The sequence below is a fragment of the Pseudoxanthomonas sp. CF125 genome, from assembly GCF_900104085.1.
In the GTDB taxonomy this organism is placed as follows: domain Bacteria; phylum Pseudomonadota; class Gammaproteobacteria; order Xanthomonadales; family Xanthomonadaceae; genus Pseudoxanthomonas_A.
Genome location: NZ_FNLD01000001.1, coordinates 1,073,242 through 1,092,613 on the forward strand (window position 1 = coordinate 1,073,242; position 19,372 = coordinate 1,092,613).

A 19,372-nucleotide genomic window follows, 5' to 3' on the forward strand; every position below is an offset into this window, starting at 1 on the left:
GCTCAATCGGGCTGGGCGTCGGCGCGCCGGGCCTCATCCAGGAAAAAACGCATGCGATCGGGGTTCTTTATTCCCGGCGCCGATTCGATGCCGCTGGACACATCCACACCCCAGGGCCGTGCGGTGCGGATAGCGATCGCGACGTTCTCGCTGGTCAGTCCACCGGCCAGAAAGACTGGTTTTTCGAGGCGCGGCACGCGCTTCCAATCGAAACGCTGGCCACTGCCGCCCTGCTCGCCCTTGGCGTGGCCATCGAGCAGATAGCCATAAGCGGAGGGAAATTCGGCGGCCCACACAGACGCATCTTCGTCTTCGCTGGCCATGGCGATGGCTTTGAGGAAAGGCAGGCCGAACCCGGCGCAGAAAGCATCGGGTTCGCCGCCATGGAACTGCAGCAGGTCCGGCCGCACGTTTTCGATCAGCGCTTCGATCTCCGCCGGCGTGTTATCCATCACTAGAGCGACGACTGCGATTTCTTCCGGCACCAGTTCGCGCAGCATCCGCGCTTGCCCCAACAGCAGCCTGCGCGGGCTGCGCGGCGCGAATACCAGACCGATGTAGTCCACGCCCAGCTCCACGGCCAGGCGCACGTCTTCGGCGCGGGTCAGTCCGCAGAATTTGATGCGGGTGTGGGTCATGGGTGGGGAATCGGGAATCGGGAATCGGGAATCGGGAATCGGGAATCGGAAACAGCGTAACTGCTTTGGCTTTGGCTTTGGCTTTGGTTTTGGCTTTGCCCCCTTTGGAAAAGGGGTCTACGGGGGATTTGCTCTTGATCTTGATCTTGATCTTGATCTTGATCTTGATCTTGATCAGAAGCGAAAGCAAAGCAAGAGCAAATCCCCCTTGATCCCCCTTTTCAAAGGGGGAGAAAAAGCAGGAGCTCAGTCCGGAAGGCTCACTTCCTCCGGAAGTCCCCACCTTCGCGGATACAGCGGACCCAGAAAGACCAGGCCATCGGCCGGTGCGGTGGGTCCAGCCAGTGTCCGGTCGCGCCCTGCCAGCAATTCGGCAATCCAGTCTTCGGGCTTCTCGCCCCGCCCGACCATGAGCAGCGATCCAACGATGTTGCGAACCATGTGATGCAGGAATGCGTTGGCCTGTATGTCCACCCTCACCTGCTCGCCCTCACGCACGATCGAGAGCTTCTGCAGGTCGCGCACCGCATGCGGCGCCTGGCAGTGCACGGTACGGAAGGCGTTGAAGTCGTTTTCACCCAGCAACGTCTGCGCGGCGCGATGCATGGCTTCGGCATCCAGAGGCAAACGCTCCCAGCTCAGTTGCTGCCTGCCCAGGGCCGGCCGTACCGCGCGATTGAGGATGCGGTAGCGGTAACGCCGCGCCCGCGCCGAAAAGCGCGCGTTGAAATCGTCCGTCACCGGTACGCACCAGCGCACGCAGACCGAAGGCGGCAGGCGGGTGGTGGTGCCCAGGCTCCAGCTGCGCGGCGTGCGCGGGGCATCGCTGTCGAAATGCACGACCTGGCACTCCGCATGCACACCGGCATCGGTGCGACCGGCGCAGATCACTTCGACAGGCGCGGCGGCCACCGAGGACAGCGCGTCCTCCAGCGTGGCCTGCACGGTCGGCTCGCCGGGCTGGCCGTGCGGGCTCAGCCGCTGCCAGCCACGGAAATCGCCGCCGTCGTATTCGACTCCCAATGCGTAACGCATCAGCGACCCATCGTTGGGCGGTCAGCCGATCTCGCGCAGCAGCTGCGTCGCTTCATTGCGGGCGGCGGCATCGCCGCCAGCGACTACTTCGTTCAGCAGGTCGCGCGCGGTTTCCAGGTCGCCCAGGTCCAGATAAGCGATCGCCAGCTCGAGACGCTCGCGCCCGGCCGGCGCCGCATTCAGGGGCGCTACGTTCAGTCCCTCGCCGGTGTGCCAGGTGGGTTTGATCGCAGCCGTAGTCCACGTTTGCGGAGCTGCGGCGGGCGGTGCGGGTGCGCGGACGGGTTCGTCCTGGGTTTCGGGCAGTGCAGCCGGCACTCCGTCTTCGTAGAGCGGCGCATCGAAACGGTCCGCCTTGGATTGCGAGGCCGCCTGGGTTGCGGGCTCCGCAGCAGGCATGGCCGCGGCCATCGCCGCACTGTCGTAACCCGCACGGGCGGCAGCTATGACCGGTTTTTTACGGCGGTTGATCAGCCAAGCCACCACCAAGCCGGCGACCAGCAAGCCCAACCCCGCCCATAGCCACAAGGGTTGCGAGGCATCGCCTTGCGACTTCGCCAGGCGTTGCTGCGCGGCCGCCAGTTCGCTGTCCTTCATCGCTATCAGCTTGGCCTGCTGCTGTTTGAGGCTTTCCAGCTCGGCCACTTGCGCGCGCAATTCCTGCACTTCGGATTCGCGTGCCGCCAGCTCTTCCTTGGTCAGCGTGAGTTGTTGGTTCGCCAGCATGTCGCCCTCGCCTTCGGCATCTATGCCGGATTGTGTTCCCGCCCGCGTCGCTGCACCCGCATCGGGCGGCGCGATCTCCAGACGCGCCTCCGCTGTGCGTGGAGCCGCAGGCGCAGCGCGGGACGGCGCCGAGGCAAGCGGGGACGCGGTTTCGACCGGTTGTGGAATGGGCCGGCGCGCCTGCCGCCATTCGGCCATCTGGTCGCGCACCAGCGCCGCCGCTTCGGCTTCGCCCAGTTGCGCCAGTTCGGCCGATTGCGGGACGCGCAACACGGCGCCTTGTTTCAGGCGATTGATGTTGCCGTTGATGAAGGCCTCGGGATTGGCGCGCAGCAGCGCCAGCATGGTCTGGTCCAGGCTGTAGCCCTGCCCCAGATCGCGTGCGATCTGTGAGAGGGTCTGGCCGCGCTGGACTTCCAGTTCGCTGCCGCTCGACAACGTCGGCGAAGGCGCGGCCACCGGCGCGCGGGGTGCGGGAGCGGCTTCGGCTGGAGCAGGCGTCGGAACGATGGGCTCGGCGGCCGGGGCCGGTTCGGTCGCGGCGATGGGCTCTGGTTCGCGGATGATGGTGTCGGCGGGCGGCGGCAACGGCGCGTCGATGGTCGGCTGGCTGGCGGCAGCAAGGGCGTCGGGCGTGTCGACCAGCGCGGAGTATTCGCGCACCAGCCGGCCCTGGCCCCAGTCGACCTCGATCAAGAAATTGACTGCGGCGACCTGCACGGGCTCGGTGCTGGTGACGCGGATGACCGGCTTACCCTCGTCGCTGACCGCGACCGCGAAATTGAGCCCGCTGACCAGGCCTTCCGGCCGCGCCAGCCCCACTCGTTCAAAGGTTATCGGGGATGCCAACCGGGCCTGCAGCTGCTCCAGCTCGCCGGGTTCGGTGGAAATAACCGGAATTTCGGCCACCAGGGGCTGCCCGGGCTGGGACTTGACCCGGATTTCGCCCAAGCCCAAAGCCATGGCACCGCTGCTGACCAGGATCAGCGCGACCCCGAGCAGCAAACGCGGCGCCAGTTTCAGAAAACCATGTTTCAAGCACGTTCCCCGTTCATTCCCACCGGGGAATATAGCTTTTTCGGCCCCTGCAATGTGTCTTCACCCGGTAGGTCGGGGCTACGCCCCCGACGCGCGTGGATTCCGGATTCCCTGATGTCGGGGGCGTAGCCCCGACCTACCTGCTATTCAGCGGCTACCAGCTCGGCCACTTGCACCGCGTTCAGCGCCGCGCCCTTGCGGATGTTGTCCGAGACCACCCACAGATTGATGGCGCGCGGATGCGAAAAATCCTCGCGGATGCGGCCTACGTAAACGGGATCGGTGCCGGAGGCGTGGGTGACCGGGGTCGGATAGCCGCCGGCGACGGTGTCGTCCACCACTTCCACGCCGGGCGCCGATTCCAGCAGTTTGCGCACGTCGGCGGCGCTGATCTTGGTCTTGGTTTCCACGTTGACCGCTTCGGAGTGGCCGTAGAACACCGGCACGCGCACCGCGGTGGGGTTCACCTGGATGCTGTCGTCGGCCAGGATCTTGCGGGTTTCCCACACCAGCTTCATTTCTTCCTTGGTGTAGCCGTTGTCCTGGAAGTCGTCGATGTGCGGGATCAGGTTGAAGGCGATCTGCACCGGGAAGCGCTGCGGATCGATTTCCTGGAAATTGAGCAGCTGGCCGGTCTGCTTGCCCAGTTCCTCCAGCGCCGATCGGCCGCCGCCGGAGACCGACTGGTAGGTGGCTACATTGATGCGCTCGATGCCCACGGCGCGATGGATCGGCGCCAGCGCCACCAGCATCTGCATGGTCGAGCAGTTGGGATTGGCGATGATGCCGCGCGGGCGGTTTTTGGCCGCGTCGGGGTTCACTTCGCTGATCACCAACGGCACGTCGTCGTCGTAGCGGAAGGCCGAGGAGTTGTCGATCACCACTGCGCCGGCGGCGGCGAATTTGGGCGCGTATTCCTTGGAAATGCCGCCGCCCGCCGAAAACAGGGCGATATCGACGCCGGTCGGGTCGAAGGTGGCCAGGTCCTGCACGGCGATTTTGCGGCCGCCGAAGTCGACATCGGCGCCGGCCGAGCGCTCGCTGGCCAGGGCGACCAGCTCGCTGATCGGGAATTTGCGCTCTGCCAGGATCGACAGCATGACTTCGCCGACGGCACCGGTGGCGCCAACGACCGCGACTTTGAAGCTCTTCTTCTCGCTCATTTCTACTCAGGTGGGTGGGGGTGGAAAAGGGTCTGTAGGAGCGGGCCCTGCCCGCGACGCTTTCGCGTACGCCAGCCAAGAGCGTCGCGGGCAGGGCCCGCTCCTACAACGGGTTTGGAGGATAGCGGAAACCGGGCTTTACGCGCGGATCGGATTGGGCGGAGAACCCGCGCTCGGCCCGTACCCCAGCGCGGCGATCAGGTTGTCCACCGCCAGCGAGACCATGGCGCGCCGCGTGGCCAGGCTGCCGCTGGCGATGTGCGGGGTCAGCACCACGTTGCGCAGATCGAGCAGGCGCGGGTTGATGGCCGGTTCGCCCTCGAACACATCCAGGCCGGCAGCCGCCAGCCTTCCCCCGGCCAGCGCAGCGGCCAGTGCGTCTTCGTCGACGATGCCGCCGCGCGCGATATTCACCAGCGTGGCGGTAGGTTTCATTTTCGCCAGCGCGGCCGCGCCCAGGATGTGGTGGCTTTGCTTCGAATAAGGCAGCACCAGCATCAGGTGATCGGCCTGCGCCAGCAATTCGTCGAATTCCGCGTAGGACGCGCGAGTCTCGCGTTCTGTCGCTTCCGGCAACCGGCTGCGGTTGTGGTACAGCACCTTCATGTCGAATCCGGAAGCGCGCCGGGCGATGCCTTGCCCGACCCGGCCCATGCCCAGGATGCCCAGGGTGCTGCCGTGCAGATCGGCGCCGAGCATGGTCTGGAACGACCATTGCCGCCAATGGCCTTCGCGCAGCCAGCGTTCGGACTCGGTGATGCGGCGCGCGGTGGCCATGAGCAGGGCGAAACCGAAATCGGCCGTGGTTTCGGTCAGCACGTCGGGCGTGTTGGTGGCCGTAATGCCTGCCGCGGACAGCGCGGGAATATCCAGATTGTTATAGCCGACGCCCACATTGGCGACCGCCCGAAGCTTCGGCGCCGCCGCAACCTGTTCGGCGCCGATGCGCTCGTTGAGCGTCACCAGCGCGCCGTCGGCTTCGCTCAAGGCCGATGAGATCTGCTCCGGCGTGTACTCGGCGACATCGGATGCGGAAACGACCTGGAAATACTCTTCCAACCGTGCGATCACATCGTCGAACAGCGGCTGCGACACCCACACCCGTGGGCGCGGTTCAGTCATGGATCCGACCGGGGATCAGCGGCGCGACCGGACCGACATCGCCGCACTGGGCGCGGTGGCGCAGCGCCTGGTCCATCAGCACCAGCGCCATCATCGCCTCGGCGATCGGTGTGGCGCGGATGCCCACACAGGGGTCGTGCCGGCCGGTGGTGACCACTTCGGTCGCATTGCCTTGGATATCCACGGTATTGCCCGGCAGGCGCAGGCTGGAGGTGGGCTTGAGCACGATGGACGCCACCACCTGCTGGCCGGTGGAGATGCCGCCGAGGATGCCGCCGGCATGGTTGGACAGGAAGCCCTCGGGCGAGATCTCATCGCGGTGTTCGGTGCCCTTCTGCACGACCGCCGCGAAGCCGTCGCCGATTTCCACGCCCTTGACCGCATTGATGCTCATCAGCGCCGCGGCCAGTTCGCCATCGAGTTTTCCGTAGATGGGCTCGCCCCAACCCGGCGGCACGCCGTCGGCGACCACGTTGACGCGCGCACCGACCGAATCGCCGGATTTGCGCAGCGCGTCCATGTAGCTTTCCAGCACCGGTACCTGTTCGGCCGAAGGCCAGAAGAAAGGATTGTCTTCCACCGCGTTCCAGTCGAATGCCTGCGGGGTGATCTCGCCCAACTGCGACAGATAGCCGCGCACGCGCACGCCGTGGTGCAGCGCCAACCATTTCTTGGCGATCACCGCCGCCGCCACGCGCATGGTGGTCTCGCGCGCCGAGGAGCGCCCGCCGCCGCGTGGGTCGCGGATGCCGTATTTCTGCCAATAGGTGTAGTCGGCATGGCCGGGGCGGAACTGCTCGGAAATCTTGCTGTAGTCCTTGCTGCGCGCATCGGTGTTGCGGATCAGCAGGGCGATGGGCGTGCCGGTGGTCTTGCCTTCGAAGACACCGCTGAGGATTTCCACTTCGTCGGCTTCATTCCGCGCCGAAGTGTGGCGCGATTTGCCGGTGGCGCGGCGGTCCAGGTCGGTGCGGAATTCTTCGACCTCGATTTCCAGGCCTGGCGGGCAGCCGTCGATCACGCAACCGATGGCCGGGCCGTGGGACTCGCCGAAGGTGGTGACGGTGAACAATTTTCCGAAACTGTTGCTGGACACGCTGCCTCTACTCCGCAATGTCTATCGAATCGTCATTCCCGCGAAGGCGGGAACCCAGTGACTTTAATGCTTTTAATCGACTTACCCGGAAAAGCAAAGTCGCTGGGTTCCCGCCTTCGCGGGAATGACGGATTTTCTTTAACGTGTCACGGACGCGCATTCGCCAATTCGCGGATGCGCGGGTGATGCACGATCAACTCCGCGCACTCCACAGCGAAGATGCCCATCTGCCCCACCTTGAACTCGATCCAGGCGAACTCGACATCCGGCAGCAGCTGCACCAGCGCACGTTCGGATTCGCCCACTTCGCAGATCAGCAGGCCGTCCTGGCTCAGATGCAAAGGCGCATCGCGCAGTATCTTCAGTACCAGGTCCAAACCGTCGTCGCCGGCGCGCAGGCCCAGTTCGGGCTCGTAGGAATACTCCTTCGGCAACGCATCGGTTTCCGCATTGGTGACGTAGGGCGGATTGCTGACGATGAGCTGGTAGTGCTGGCCCGACAGGCCGGAAAACAGGTCGGATTTGATGAACCGCGCGTTGTCGGCATGCAGCCGCGCCTTGTTTTCGGCCGCCAGGGCCAGCGCGTCGTCGCTGATGTCCGTGCCATCGACGTGCCATTCGGGGTTGTAGTGGGCCATGGCGATGGCGATGCAGCCCGAACCGGTGCACAGGTCCAGCGCGCGCAGCACTTCACGGCCGCCCAGCCACGGCTCGAAACCGCTTTCTATCAGTTCGGCGATCGGCGAACGCGGCACCAGCGCGCGGTTGTCGCTCTTGAAGTTCAGACCGGCGAACCAGGCCTCGCCGGTCAGGTAGGCGATCGGCACGCGCTCTTCGATGCGGCGCTGGAACAGGGCCAGGATCTCGGCTTTTTCCGGCGCCGTCACCCGGGCCACGCCGTAGGCCGGGCCCAGATCGTTGGGCAGATGCAGGGTGTGCAGGACCAGCTGCGTGGCTTCGTCCAGCGCATTGTCGTAGCTGTGCCCGAAGGTCAGGTCCGAGGCGTTGAAACGGCTGGCGCCGTAGCGGATCAGATCGATGATCGTATGCAGTTCGGCGGCCGGGTCGGCAGTCATGGCAAGGCTTTTCTCGGGTCGGATGGAGATTATAGGGGTATACAAACCGAACCGCCGGTATCATGGCTCTCGTGGCTGGTAGGCATTCCGGAACAATCAAACTACTAATATCCCGTTCGTGGTGAGCCTGTCGAACCACGCTTTTCGAGCAAAAAGAAAACCACCGCTGCGAACTGGAGCGTCACGCCAAGAGCGTGGTTCGACAGGCTCACCACGAACGGTTTTTAGATTTATTCAAGCCATTACCTGTGAGCCCTAGTTCATGTTCAATCGCAAAATCGGCGTCATCCTGATCGTCGCCCTGGCCGCCGGCCTCGGACTGCTGGCCGCGCAGAAGTACTTCGGCGCCAAGTCCGCCGGTCCGCAATGGCCGGAGACCCGGAGCATCACCATGTTCCCGCAGGCGCGCACCCTGCCCGCTTTTTCGCTGCGCCAGTCCGACGGCACCCAGCTGGCCTCGGGCGAACTGAACGGGCATTGGACGCTGGTCTTCCTGGGCTTCACTTACTGCCCCGACGTCTGCCCCACCACCCTGGCCGAACTGGCCCAGGCGCAGAACCAATGGAAATCGCTGCCCGACAGCACCCGCCCGCGCGTGCTGTTCGTATCGGTGGACCCCGAACGCGACACCCCCACGCGCATCGGCGAATACGCGCACGCCTTCCATGCGGACACCCTGGCGGCCACCGCCGACGTACCGGCGCTGGAGTCGTTCGCCAAGTCGCTGATGTTCGTGTTCCAGAAAGTGCCGGGCAAGGATTTCGACAAGAACCCGCAGGACTACAGCATGGACCACTCGGCCAACATCGCCGTGCTGGACCCGCAGGGGCGCATGGTCGGCTTCATCAAGCCTCCGTTCCAACCCAAGGCCATCGCCGAGGACATGGCCGCCCTGACCCTGGCGGCGCCCAAGTGAGTCTGGTCACCCGCCTCACCTATCTGTTGCCGCACCGGCTGATGTCCTCGCTGGCGCGGCGGCTGGCGTATTCGTCTTCGCCGCGCACCAAGCAATGGCTGATCGACACGGTGACGCGGAAATTCGGCGTGGATCTGAGCGAAGCCGCGCAACCCGACCCCAAAGCCTACCCGACCTTCAACGCGTTTTTTACCCGCGCGCTCAAAGCAGGCGCACGCGTGCCCGATCCCGATCCGCGTGCCTTGTTGATGCCCGCCGACGGCCGCATCAGCCAGTGCGGCCCGATCCGCGACGGCCGCATCTTCCAGGCCAAGGGCCAGTCGTTCACCGCCACCGAATTGCTGGGCGATGCCGAAGCCGCCAAGCCTTTCGAGAACGGCCTGTTCGCCACTGTCTATCTGTCGCCCAAGGACTACCACCGCGTGCACATGCCGTGGACCGGCACCCTGCGCGAAACCGTGCATGTGCCCGGCCGCCTTTTCAGCGTAGGCACGGCTGCAGTGGCTACGGTGCCGCGCCTGTTCGCGCGCAACGAACGCCTGGTCTGCCACTTCGATACCGACTTCGGGCCGATGGCCTCGGTGATGGTGGGCGCGCTGCTGGTATCGGGCGTGGAAACGGTGTGGAGCGGCGTGGAAATCCCGCGCTACGGGGATGCGGTCACGCGCAAGGATTGGCGTGGGAAGGGGATTACCTTGGAACGATTTGCGGAGATGGCACGCTTCAATTACGGCTCGACCGTGATCGTGCTGCTGCCACCGGGCGTGGCGGAGCTTGCGCCCGAACTGGCCGCCGAATCGCCGGTCAGGCTTGGACAAGCCTTGGCTCGGCTGGTTTCGAACGCACCCTGACGGAAAGATCCCGGCGCGTTGCGACGCGCTCTTTGCCGCTGGCGTCTCATTCCTGCGCGGCGCGGCCCGATTCAACTACGGCTCCACCGTGATCGTGCTGCTGCCACCGGGCGTGGCGGAGCTTGCGCCCGAACTGGCCGCCGAATCGCCGGTCAAGCTTGGACAAGCGCTCGCCCGGCTCGTTTCAAGCACACCTTGACGGAACGATCCCGGCGCGTTGCGACGCGCTCATTGTCACTGACGCCATGTTCTTCGCGCGGCGCGGCGCGCTTATTGCTACCGCGACGCGCTCATCTCCACAAGCCTCGGACGTTCAACGCACCATGGCGTTGAGTTCATTCTGCAACTCCATCAGCTTGTGGCGCTTGTCGTTCAATGCACCCAGATGCGCATTGAGCTCTTCCAGCAACGCAGGGCTGTTCACTTCCACTTGCGAACCGTTGAACGTCACCGACGCTTCGTTCGCTTTCAGGAAAGCGGCGAAATTCTGCGCCTCGGCCAGGATGCCGTCGGTCTGATCCAGCACCTTGAGCATCAATTCGCTGGGCTTGACCACCGTCTTCTCGTAGGCGGCCTGGAATACCGTTTTCAGGTCGTCGGGCTGCTCCAGCTTGGCGCGATCGGCCTGCGTCTTGCTCAGCTGTTCGCCAAGCTGGCCCTTGACCTTGGCCAGCGCCGCACGCGCTTGGCCGATCCGCGCCTGCCCCTGCATCAGCGCCTGCGGCGTCGACAGCGAAGCCATGGTCTGCATGGCAGGGCTGGCTTCGTTGAACGCCTTGCCCATGCTGTCGTTGAAATCGCCGATCACCGCGTACTGCGCGGCGTACCGGCCCAGCGATTTCTGCTCTTCGTCGGTAAGCTTGGGCACGCGCAGGCCTGGCTGATCCACGATGCGCGTCTGCAGGAATTCGATGAACGCCTTGCGTTCGCCCGCTTCGTTGCTGCAGGCGGACAGACCCAACAGGGCAAGGCCGGCGAAGAGGAAGAGAAAGACTTTACGTGCCAGCGGATTCATGTGCTCTGTCCTTGGATGCAGGGTGAAAAAAGCGCTTACTTGGCGGAAACGATGCGACCCGGCGGTACCGCATACTCCGTATCGAACAGGCGCACCTTGGCGATGGCCTTGCCGCCGCAAGCAAAAGCCATTTCGACCTTCAACTTGGCCTTGGCCGGCACGGTGAACTCGTCGTCCACCGACTGCGTGGTGCAGGCATAACCTTCGCCGTCCAGCGCGGTGACATGATTATTCTGCGCCAGCTCCGTCACTCGCACCGGCACCTCACCGAGGTTGCTGAAGCCCAAGGTGACTACCACGGCTTCGCCCGCCTTGGCTTCCAGTACTTCGCCGCTGAGCGAGGATCCAAGCTCCTTGCCGCCGCTGACGATCAGCGCGCCATCGACGCTGGTGCTGGCCTTGCGGCCTTCCTCAACGCCCTTGCTGGCGCCCGTGGCCGCGCCCTTGACCAGCTCCACCGCTTTGGAGACGGTACCGGAGGCCGCCTTTTCGGCATTGTCGCCCGAGCAGGCCGCCAACGCGACGGCGGTCAGTAAAACCACTGACATAGAAGCTTTCATTCGGTTCCCCAGGTTATGTTGCAACGGAGTCTAGCCATTTCCGCGCCGGACAGAAGCCCGGTACGGAAGGCACCCACCTTATTCAACGCGCCAGAGGAATCGTATCCGGGCGTTCGCAACCCATCGGGCCGCTATTTTTTACAGCTTTCCAGCTTCAGCGATTGCCCCGGCTTCACGTGATATCCCGGCGCGCGCAAGCCATTGGCACGCGCCAGCTCCTTCACCTCGCATCTGAATTTCTGCGCGATCTTGCCCAGCGTGTCGCCGCGCGCCACCCGGTAGCCGCGTACCTGTTCGGCCTTGGGTTTGGCCGGCTTGGGCTCGCCGGTGGCCACGGTGGTGGGAACGCCGGGAACGGGAGTGACGTCGCCCACCGCCACGCTGCCGGCCAGCGGGTTGCGGATGATCGCCGACTCTACGTTCGCGGTGATCAGCGTGCGGGCCAGGTCCGCGCGTGGACCGCTGATGCAGTTGCGGTTGTACAGGGACGCGATCTTGGCGGTGGCCTTGATCTGCGTGCCGGCAGGGATCCACTGATCCGGCTCGTAGCGCGGATTGAGGTTGCGCAGCGCGCGCATGTAGCCATCGCGCGTACCGCCGTTGCCCAGGCAAATGGTCAGTTCGTAGAGGGACGCGGCTTTGGCCAGCGGGAAAGCGGCAGGCTGCGCATCGATCTTGGGGAACTCCAGCCCGTACTGCTTGGGATGCAGGAACAGCCACGCGGCCGCGATCACCATCGGCACGTAATCCTGGGTTTCGCCCGGGAACTGGTTGTAGACCACTTCATCCCAGAAATTGCGCCCGGCGAACTGGTTATAGACCCGCTGCGCGCGGCCTTCGCCGCCGTTGTAGGCGGCCAGCGAAAGCTCGATGCTCTTGTTGAGCGCGCCCATGCGCTCGTCCAGGTATTCGGCGCTGGCCATGCCCACCGCGGTGGGGTCGTAGCGCGTATCGAAACCGGTGCCGTCCGGGCCAAGGCCGAAGCGGCGGCCGGTCGCCGGCATGAACTGCATCAGCCCGGCGGCGCCGGCGCGCGAATTGGCGTGCACGCGACCGTTGGATTCCTTGGCCATGATGCCGAACAGCAGGGCCTCGGGCAGTGCGTGCTTCTCCCATGAGGGCCACATCAGCGGGCGCACGTACTGGTAGTTCTCGTAGCTGGTGATCAGCGAAACCCGCATGTCGGTCAGCCAGCGGCGGATGCCTGCCTGCACGGCCGGGTTGTACTGCACCATCTTGTCGAAGGCGTGGCGCTGGTCGTTGAGCAGGCGCGCGGCGCGCGCGGCTTCGGGTATCGCGATGGTCGCCGCATGGTCGGTGCCGTCATCCAGCAGATCCACATCCCCCTCTTCGTCCGAAGCCGAGGATTCGGCATCCACGTTCTGCTTCAGCAGGCGCTTGTAGGCGGTGAGCATGGTGTGCACCTGGCAGCCCTTCTGCTTGAGGCAGGCGTCCATCACGTCTTCCATGTCTTCCAGCGCGGCATCGCCCTCGGCGGTGCCCTTGGGATCGCTGTTGGCGCTGAGCACCAGCGCGTCCCGGTAGCGCTTCTCGGCAGCGGCCATGCGCTGGTCGAGCACTTCCAGAGCTTCCTTGTCGCGAGCGGAGACGCGTTGGGCCAAGGCCGACGGAGCAACAGAAACGAGCGGCAACATGACCAGCAGGGGCCAGGCGCGAAACAGGAATTTTGGGCAGGGCATCAGCACGGACGGCTACGGGAAAAAAGGCAGGTTAGCCCCCGGGCGCGGCGCGGGGCAAGGTTGACAAACGCCGCCGTTGCCCTGCGCGACAGGTTGAGCCGCTAGAATTCACGCTTCGACTCATCGCTAGGAATGACATGGACCCCATCCTGCTAGGCAAAGGCACCACCGACGATATCGCCGTCACGCTTTTGCCCAAATTCGGCAACCGCCACGGACTGGTCGCCGGCGCCACCGGCACCGGCAAGACCGTCACCCTGATGACCCTGGCAGAAGGTTTTTCGCGCATGGGCGTGCCGGTGTTCATGGCCGACGTAAAGGGCGACGTAGCGGGATTGGCGGTAGCGGGCGATGGCAACGAAAAGATCCTGCAGCGCGCCAAAGACCTCGGTGTGGGCGATTACGCACCTGGCGCCAGCCCGGTGATCTTCTGGGACCTGTACGGCAAGAAGGGCCATCCGGTGCGCACCACGGTCAGCGAGATCGGCTCGATCCTGCTGGCGCGCATCCTGGAGTTGAACGACACCCAGAGCGGCGTGCTGGACATCGTGTTCAAACTGGCCGACGACCGTGGCCTGCTGTTGCTGGACCTGGACGACCTGCGCGCGTTGCTGGCGCTGGTGGCCAACGAGCGCAAGGACATCGCCACCGAATACGGCCTGGTCAGCACCCAGTCGGTCGGCGCGATCCAGCGCGCGCTGTTGCGCCTGGCGCAGAACGGCGGCGAAGGTTTCTTCGGCGAACCGGCGTTGGAACTGGCCGATCTGATGCGCACCGGCACTGACGGTCGCGGCGTGATCGGCATCCTGGCCGCCGACCAGCTGATCCTCAATCCTCGTCTGTATTCCAGCTTCCTGTTGTGGCTGCTGTCGGAACTGTTCGAGCAGTTGCCCGAAGTCGGCGACCTGGATAAACCCAAGCTGGTGTTCGTGTTCGACGAAGCCCATCTGCTGTTCGACGACTCCCCGCCGGCGCTGGTGCAGCGCGTGGAGCAGGTGGTGCGCCTGATCCGCTCCAAGGGCGTGGGCGTGTACTTCTGCTCGCAGTTCCCCGACGACGTGCCCGACAACATCCTGGGCCAGCTGGGCAACCGCGTGCAGCATGCGCTGCGCGCGTTCACCCCGCGCGACCAGAAAGCCGTGCGCGTGGCCGCGGAGACCTTCGTGCCCAATCCGAAGCTCGACGTGGCCGAGGCCATCTCCAAGCTGGGCACCGGCGAAGCGCTGGTATCGACACTGCAGGACAAAGGCATCCCCATGCCGGTTCAGCAGACCCTGATCGCGCCGCCGCGTTGCCGCATGGGCTCGATCAGCGATGCCGAACGCAACCAGGTGCGTGCCGGCAGCCCGGTCGGAATGAAGTACGACACTCCGGTCAATCGCGAATCCGCATCGGAGATGCTGGCCGCGCGCGCCGAGACCGCCGCCAAAGCCGCCGACGCGCCGCCGGCCAAGGACGACCCGGAAGCGGGCGGTTTCGGCCAGTCGATCAAGGACGCCGTGTTCGGCACCAAGCGCCGCCAGGGTATGGTGGAAACCATGGCCAAGCAGACCGCGCGCACGGTGGGCAGCCAGGTGGGCCGGCAGATACTGCGCGGTTTGCTGGGCGGCATCTTCGGCGGCAAGCGGTGAACACTCTCCAATCTGGAAAAGGAAACTATCGGATGAACATTTCTTTCCGCACTTTCTGTCTGCTCGCACTCACCGTGGCATCGGCGGTGGCCTGCAAACGCGAGGACCCCGTGGCCGCGCCCCAACCGGCAGCGGTGGCGACACCGGCCGGCGCACCCGAAGCCAATCCCGTGGACGCCACTTCCGTGGTCGACAACACGCCGGCCGCAACCGAAGCCGCTACCGTGGACAGCAAGGCGATCGCGGGCAGTTTCAGCGACGGCGAATCGGTTCTGGAACTGCGTGCCGATGGCAGCTACGTGCAGACGTTGAACGCCGCTGGCGTAGCCGTTTCCAGCGATGGCGCTTGGAGCGGCCACGGTGGCAATGGCCTATTGCTGGATCCCAGCAGCAAATCGGCGGAAGACGTCAGCTTCGAAATCGTCTCCAACGACGAGTTGCGCACCGACAAGGGCACGCGCGTTTTCAAACGCGTCGCTGGCCGGTAGTGAGCCGCTGGCGTCCGCCCGGAGAAAAAAGCACCGCCCTGATCACACGCGAGGGCCATGAACGCCTGAAGGCGGAATTGGACGATCTGTGGCGGGTACGGCGCCCGGAGGTTGTGAAAGCGCTCACCGCGGCGGCAGCCGAAGGCGACCGCTCGGAAAACGCCGAGTACCACTACCGGAAGAAACAACTGGGCGAGATCGACAGGCGCGTGCGCTATCTGAGCAAGCGCCTGGAAGAATTGCGCGTGGTCGATACCCCACCCGCGGATCCGGAAGCGGTTTTCTTCGGCGCCAACGTGGAGCTGGAGAACATCGCCAACGGCGCCCTATCGCGTTACCGCATCGTGGGGCCGGACGAAACCGACGCTTCGCGCGGCTACATCAGCATCGATTCGCCACTGGCCCGGGCCATGCTGAAAAAGCGCATCGACGACGAATTCGAAGCCTCGCTGCCCACCGGCATCGCCAGCTTCGCCATTATCGGCGTCGAGTACGAAAGCTGACGACGCGGGCGGCTGGCTCGCTATTGATCAAAGCCCAGCGTGGTTTCCGGCCCGGGCGCGTCTTCGATGTACAGCGGCGTGGTGGGCACCTTGCCGCGCGTCTCCGGTTTCTCAACGTAGTCCCCCGCATCGTTCAGATCGGCCGAACGGCGGATCTGCAGGCCGGTCAGGCGATTGGTGCTGATTTCCTGCCAGCCGTGCGCGTTGGTGCGGCTGTACAGCTTCACGTCGTCGCCGATCAGGCGCATGCGCTTGCTCTTGGCGTCATAGCGATAGCGGTAGGTCGATGAGATGGCGGTGGTGCCGCCGGTCAGGTCTTCCACCACCAGTACGCCCTTGGGCGCGCTGAGCGATACCGGACCCAGCGCGTCGACCGCCAGCGCGGTCTTGCCGGCAGGCGAGTGGCCCATGTCCATTTCCTCCATGAAGCCGAACAGCACGCCGAGCACGCGCGACTCGTCATTGCGTGCGACAAAGGCGATATCGGTCAGGCCGTCGGCATTCAAGTCCGCGTCCAGCCGCTTTTCCAGTTCCATGTCGGGCGGCAGCTCCATGGCATTGAAGTAGTAGTCGACCAGCAGCTTGTCGTCGGGCATGAACAGTTCGGCAGCTGTCGCGCAAATCGAAGCAGCCATAGCCCAACAAACGCAGGCGGACAGGAAAGCGGTACGAAAGAATATGCGGAGATATTTGCTGGTCATGGTTCCCCCTATCCAAGCGGCACCCCTGCCGCGTTGGTTAAAGTTAACGCAGATGGGCGACGGCGAGGGACATGCTGCCGGCGCGTTGGTCGCAGCAAGACGAACCGACCGCGATACACACACGGAAGCGGACTACCGCCCTAAACTGTGGCCCTCTGCTTTTGCCTTGGAGGCCGCATGGGCGCCTGGATAGAAATCGACACGCCTCACGGACCGATCTCCGCCTGGAAAGCGTTTCCGGCCGCTGCGCCGCGCGGCGCGCTGGTGGTCATCCAGGAAATATTTGGCGTCAACGCGCATATCCGCAGCGTGGCTGACGGATTCGCCGACGAAGGCTACGCGGTGCTGGCACCTGCATTCTTCGACGTGCTGGAGCGCGGCGTGGAACTGGGCTACGAAGCCGAGGGCATGGCCAAGGGCAGCGACCTGATCGCACGGCTGGGACTGGAGAAGGCGCTGGACATGACCGCATCGGCCGCCGACGCGTTGGCCGCGCAAGGCAAGGTGGGCACGGTGGGTTATTGCTGGGGCGGCACCGTTGCCCTGCTGGCCGCGCTGCGCCTGGGGCTGCCGTCGGCCAGTTACTACGGTAAGCGCAATGTGCCCTTCCTGAGTGAAACCCCGAAGGCGCCGGTGATCTTCCACTTCGGACAACGCGATGCCTCGATACCTCCGGAGATGGTGGAAAAGCACCGCCAATTGCTGCCGCAGATGCCGCTCTATGTCTATCCCGCAGGCCACGGCTTCAACTGCGATGCGCGCGCCGACTTCGACCCGCAAAGCGCCGCACTGGCACGCTCGCGCACGCTGGCCTTCTTCGACGAGCATTTATGATTTCCACCGATTTCATCCTCGACCCGCGCCTGGCCGCCGACAGCGTTTTCATCGCCGACGGTCCGCTGTCGCAAGTGCGGCTGATGGATGATGCCCGCTTCCCCTGGCTGGTGCTGGTTCCGCGCGTCGCCGATGTGTCGGAGTGGCTGGAACTGGACGGTGCGCAGCAGCGCCTGCTGCTGGCCGAGATCAACCAGACCGGCAACCTGATACGCACGGAACCGGGAACGGAAAAACTCAACATCGGCGCCCTCGGCAATATCGTGCGCCAATTGCATGTGCACCTGGTCGGCCGCCATGCGGGCGATGCGGCCTGGCCCGGACCTGTCTGGGGTAGCGGTGCGGCGCAGCGGTATCCGCAAGCAATGCTGGATGCCCGGATCGCTTACTGGAAACATCGACTGAGATGAGCATGCCCACGTTCGAGCCGCTGGCCGACGACGCATTGTTGGTGCGTTTCGGCGAGATCATCGACGCCGCGCACAATGCGCGGGCGCTGGATGCCGCAGGACTGCTGCGCGAACGCAATCCATCCTGGCTGCGCGATGCCGTGCCGGCCTATGCGAGCCTGGCGGTGTTCTTCGATGGCGGCAGGATCGACGCCGCCGATCCGCATGCTTTCGTCGCAACCCAGATACGTGCAACGCTGCGAAACCAGGAAACCGCAACCGCGCCTGGCGCAAGGATCATCGACATCCCGGTTTGCTACGAGCCGGAAATGGCGCCCGACCTTGCCGAGGCGGCGAACGAACTGGGCATCGCCGCCGATGAACTCATCCGACGCCACAGTTCCGCCAGTTATACCGTCGCGATGATCGGTTTCGCGCCGGGGTTTCCCTATCTGCTTGGACTACCGGATTCCCTGGCACTGCCGCGCCTGGCCACTCCGCGCACCCGCGTGCCTGCGGGCTCGGTGGCGATCGGCGGCAACCAGACGGGCATTTATCCGCGCGAAAGCCCGGGAGGCTGGCGGCTGCTGGGGCGCACGCCGCTGGTGTTGTTCGATGCAACCCGCGCAGCGCCCGCGCTGCTGACGCCGGGCGATCAAGTGCGGTTCCAGCGCATCGACGCCGCCGCTTTCGGACGCTGGTTGAAAAAATCATGAAGCCTTGGCAAGTGATCACGCCGGGTGCGCTGACCACCGTGCAGGATCGCGGCCGCGAGGGATGGCGGCATGTGGGCGTGTCGCGCGCCGGTGCGTTGGATCCCGACGCTGCGGCACTGGCCAACCGCCTGCTCGGCAACGACCCCGATGCGGCAGTGCTGGAGCTGACCCTGCAAGGCCCCACATTGAAATTGGCGCAACCTGCGAGGATCGCCATCGTCGGGGCCGCGGTCGCTGCGACATCTAACGGCCGCCCCTTGCCCGGCCAGCGTCCGCTCACAGTGCCTGCAGGCGAACTGAAACTGGGCGGCATCCGCGAAGGCGTCCGCGCCTGGCTGTCGGTCGCCGGCGGCTTCGACTTGCCGATGATCCTGGGCAGCCGCAGCACCGATCTGCGGGGCGGCTTCGGAGGAAAAGAGGGACGCGCATTGCGTGCGGGCGATCTGCTGCCCTTGGGCAAATCTCCGCCGACGAATACGGCCGCCCTGCAAAACGCAGCGTGGTGGGTCGGCGCGGACGACTACGATTGCGGCATCGCCCACCCGCTCCGTTACGTATCCAGCGGACATCCGGCCGCTGCTGCATTGGCGGAGCGGGCGTGGTCCGTGAGTGCCGACTCCAATCGCCAGGGCATCCGGCTGCGGGGACAACCGCTGCCGAACATCCCACACCACAACGTTTCCGAACCCGTTGCGGTGGGTTGCATCCAATTGCCGGCCGACGGCCAGCCCATCATCCTGTTGGCCGATGCGCAAACCGTAGGGGGATATGCCCGTCTGGGGTATGTGATCTCTGCGGACCTGCCGCGCCTGGCGCAGGCCGGACCCGGCGCCGTGCTCGCCTTCGCCGCGGTCGGTATCGATGAAGCCCGGCGGATCAACCTGCACCATCGGCACCGGCAAGCCCGCACCGCCTTGGCCATCGACCGACAGCTCGCCCGTCATCCTTGAGTCGCGACAAGCCGCATAATCCCATCACTTCCCAGCAGCCGACCCCACCCATGAAAGCCAATCTCATTCCCGCTCTGGTTCTGATCGTGATCGGCGCGCTTTTCCTGCTCAACAATCTGGGAATCACCAATCTCAGCCTGGGTGCGGTGGTCAGAACCTGGTGGCCCGCAATCCTGATCGTGGTCGGCATCAGCCTGTTGTTCAAGAATCGCGACGGAAAGTAG

21 protein-coding genes and 1 pseudogene are annotated in these 19,372 nt (G+C 64.9%); 11 read left to right on the top strand and 11 right to left on the bottom strand.

Annotation, left to right across the window (positions count from 1 at the left end):
• Window positions 1-2: 2 nt before the first annotated feature.
• The 7 genes from BLR66_RS04670 to prmB all read right to left on the bottom strand — a co-directional run bounded on the left by BLR66_RS04670 (window position 3) and on the right by prmB (window position 7,894).
• Window positions 3-638, bottom strand: a complete 636-nt coding sequence (locus BLR66_RS04670) for a phosphoribosylanthranilate isomerase (RefSeq protein ID WP_093280436.1) — start codon at window positions 636-638, stop codon at window positions 3-5.
• A 246-nt stretch (window positions 639-884) separates the two neighbouring features.
• Complete coding sequence (gene truA / locus BLR66_RS04675) at window positions 885-1,673, bottom strand: tRNA pseudouridine(38-40) synthase TruA (protein WP_093280437.1); 789 nt, start codon at window positions 1,671-1,673, stop codon at window positions 885-887.
• A 21-nt stretch (window positions 1,674-1,694) separates the two neighbouring features.
• Complete coding sequence (locus BLR66_RS04680) at window positions 1,695-3,437, bottom strand: type IV pilus assembly protein FimV (RefSeq protein WP_343123913.1); 1,743 nt, start codon at window positions 3,435-3,437, stop codon at window positions 1,695-1,697.
• A 143-nt stretch (window positions 3,438-3,580) separates the two neighbouring features.
• The gene (locus BLR66_RS04685; protein ID WP_093280438.1) at window positions 3,581-4,600 is read right to left on the bottom strand and encodes an aspartate-semialdehyde dehydrogenase; all 1,020 of its coding nucleotides are present in this window, start codon (window positions 4,598-4,600) and stop codon (window positions 3,581-3,583) included.
• A 138-nt stretch (window positions 4,601-4,738) separates the two neighbouring features.
• A complete protein-coding gene (locus BLR66_RS04690; RefSeq protein ID WP_093280439.1) occupies window positions 4,739-5,722 on the bottom strand; it encodes a 2-hydroxyacid dehydrogenase in 984 nt (327 codons plus the stop codon).
• Window positions 5,715-6,818 (bottom strand): chorismate synthase, encoded by a 1,104-nt coding sequence (aroC, locus tag BLR66_RS04695; RefSeq protein WP_093280440.1) that lies wholly within the window; start codon window positions 6,816-6,818, stop codon window positions 5,715-5,717. The genes BLR66_RS04690 and aroC overlap by 8 nt, the downstream gene beginning before the upstream one ends.
• 146 nt (window positions 6,819-6,964) lie before the next feature.
• Window positions 6,965-7,894 (bottom strand): 50S ribosomal protein L3 N(5)-glutamine methyltransferase, encoded by a 930-nt coding sequence (gene prmB, locus BLR66_RS04700; protein ID WP_093280441.1) that lies wholly within the window; start codon window positions 7,892-7,894, stop codon window positions 6,965-6,967.
• A 262-nt stretch (window positions 7,895-8,156) separates the two neighbouring features.
• On the opposite strand from prmB, the gene BLR66_RS04705 reads away from it, so the two are divergent.
• The 3 genes and pseudogenes from BLR66_RS04705 to BLR66_RS18810 all read left to right on the top strand — a co-directional run.
• Window positions 8,157-8,810 (top strand): SCO family protein, encoded by a 654-nt coding sequence (locus BLR66_RS04705; RefSeq protein ID WP_093280442.1) that lies wholly within the window; start codon window positions 8,157-8,159, stop codon window positions 8,808-8,810.
• Entirely contained in the window at window positions 8,807-9,661 is an 855-nt protein-coding gene (gene asd, locus BLR66_RS04710; RefSeq protein ID WP_093280443.1) for an archaetidylserine decarboxylase, read from the top strand. The genes BLR66_RS04705 and asd overlap by 4 nt, the downstream gene beginning before the upstream one ends.
• 64 nt (window positions 9,662-9,725) lie before the next feature.
• Window positions 9,726-9,860 (top strand): annotated as a pseudogene (locus BLR66_RS18810) (phosphatidylserine decarboxylase); the annotation flags it as partial.
• A 114-nt stretch (window positions 9,861-9,974) separates the two neighbouring features.
• Here BLR66_RS18810 and BLR66_RS04715 read toward each other — a convergent pair.
• From BLR66_RS04715 to BLR66_RS04725, 3 genes are all read right to left on the bottom strand, one after another.
• Window positions 9,975-10,676 (bottom strand): DUF3053 family protein, encoded by a 702-nt coding sequence (locus BLR66_RS04715; RefSeq protein ID WP_093280444.1) that lies wholly within the window; start codon window positions 10,674-10,676, stop codon window positions 9,975-9,977.
• A gap of 35 nt (window positions 10,677-10,711) precedes the next feature.
• Window positions 10,712-11,224 carry a hypothetical protein gene (locus tag BLR66_RS04720; RefSeq protein WP_093280445.1) on the bottom strand — a complete coding sequence of 171 codons (513 nt, stop codon included), beginning with the start codon at window positions 11,222-11,224 and terminating at the stop codon, window positions 10,712-10,714.
• 143 nt (window positions 11,225-11,367) lie between these two features.
• Window positions 11,368-12,936, bottom strand: a complete 1,569-nt coding sequence (locus BLR66_RS04725) for a transglycosylase SLT domain-containing protein (protein WP_093280446.1) — start codon at window positions 12,934-12,936, stop codon at window positions 11,368-11,370.
• A 137-nt stretch (window positions 12,937-13,073) separates the two neighbouring features.
• Here BLR66_RS04725 and BLR66_RS04730 point away from each other — a divergent pair, with 137 nt between their 5' ends.
• From BLR66_RS04730 to greB, 3 genes are read left to right on the top strand one after another with little or no spacing between them, the layout of a single operon-like run.
• The gene (locus BLR66_RS04730) at window positions 13,074-14,567 is read left to right on the top strand and encodes a helicase HerA-like domain-containing protein (protein ID WP_093280447.1); all 1,494 of its coding nucleotides are present in this window, start codon (window positions 13,074-13,076) and stop codon (window positions 14,565-14,567) included.
• A gap of 32 nt (window positions 14,568-14,599) precedes the next feature.
• A complete protein-coding gene (locus BLR66_RS04735) occupies window positions 14,600-15,055 on the top strand; it encodes a hypothetical protein (RefSeq protein ID WP_093280448.1) in 456 nt (151 codons plus the stop codon).
• Window positions 15,055-15,558, top strand: a complete 504-nt coding sequence (gene greB / locus BLR66_RS04740) for a transcription elongation factor GreB (protein WP_093280449.1) — start codon at window positions 15,055-15,057, stop codon at window positions 15,556-15,558. Before BLR66_RS04735 ends, greB begins: the two co-directional genes overlap by 1 nt.
• 20 nt (window positions 15,559-15,578) lie before the next feature.
• On the opposite strand, the gene BLR66_RS04745 is transcribed toward greB, so the two are convergent.
• Entirely contained in the window at window positions 15,579-16,154 is a 576-nt protein-coding gene (locus BLR66_RS04745) for a hypothetical protein (protein ID WP_143014549.1), read from the bottom strand.
• A gap of 282 nt (window positions 16,155-16,436) precedes the next feature.
• Between BLR66_RS04745 and BLR66_RS04750 the strand changes: the two genes are divergently transcribed.
• The 5 genes from BLR66_RS04750 to BLR66_RS19145 are packed head-to-tail and all read left to right on the top strand — an operon-like array spanning window position 16,437 to window position 19,372.
• Complete coding sequence (locus tag BLR66_RS04750; RefSeq protein WP_093280451.1) at window positions 16,437-17,093, top strand: dienelactone hydrolase family protein; 657 nt, start codon at window positions 16,437-16,439, stop codon at window positions 17,091-17,093.
• A complete protein-coding gene (locus tag BLR66_RS04755) occupies window positions 17,090-17,503 on the top strand; it encodes an HIT domain-containing protein (RefSeq protein ID WP_093280452.1) in 414 nt (137 codons plus the stop codon). Before BLR66_RS04750 ends, BLR66_RS04755 begins: the two co-directional genes overlap by 4 nt.
• Window positions 17,500-18,198, top strand: coding sequence for a 5-oxoprolinase subunit PxpB (gene pxpB, locus BLR66_RS04760; RefSeq protein WP_093280453.1), 699 nt, complete (start codon window positions 17,500-17,502; stop codon window positions 18,196-18,198). Before BLR66_RS04755 ends, pxpB begins: the two co-directional genes overlap by 4 nt.
• On the top strand, window positions 18,195-19,148 hold the full coding sequence (locus tag BLR66_RS04765; RefSeq protein WP_093280454.1) for a 5-oxoprolinase subunit C family protein: 954 nt from the start codon (window positions 18,195-18,197) through the stop codon (window positions 19,146-19,148). The genes pxpB and BLR66_RS04765 overlap by 4 nt, the downstream gene beginning before the upstream one ends.
• Window positions 19,149-19,198: 50 nt before the next feature.
• A complete protein-coding gene (locus BLR66_RS19145; protein WP_093280455.1) occupies window positions 19,199-19,372 on the top strand; it encodes a LiaI-LiaF-like domain-containing protein in 174 nt (57 codons plus the stop codon).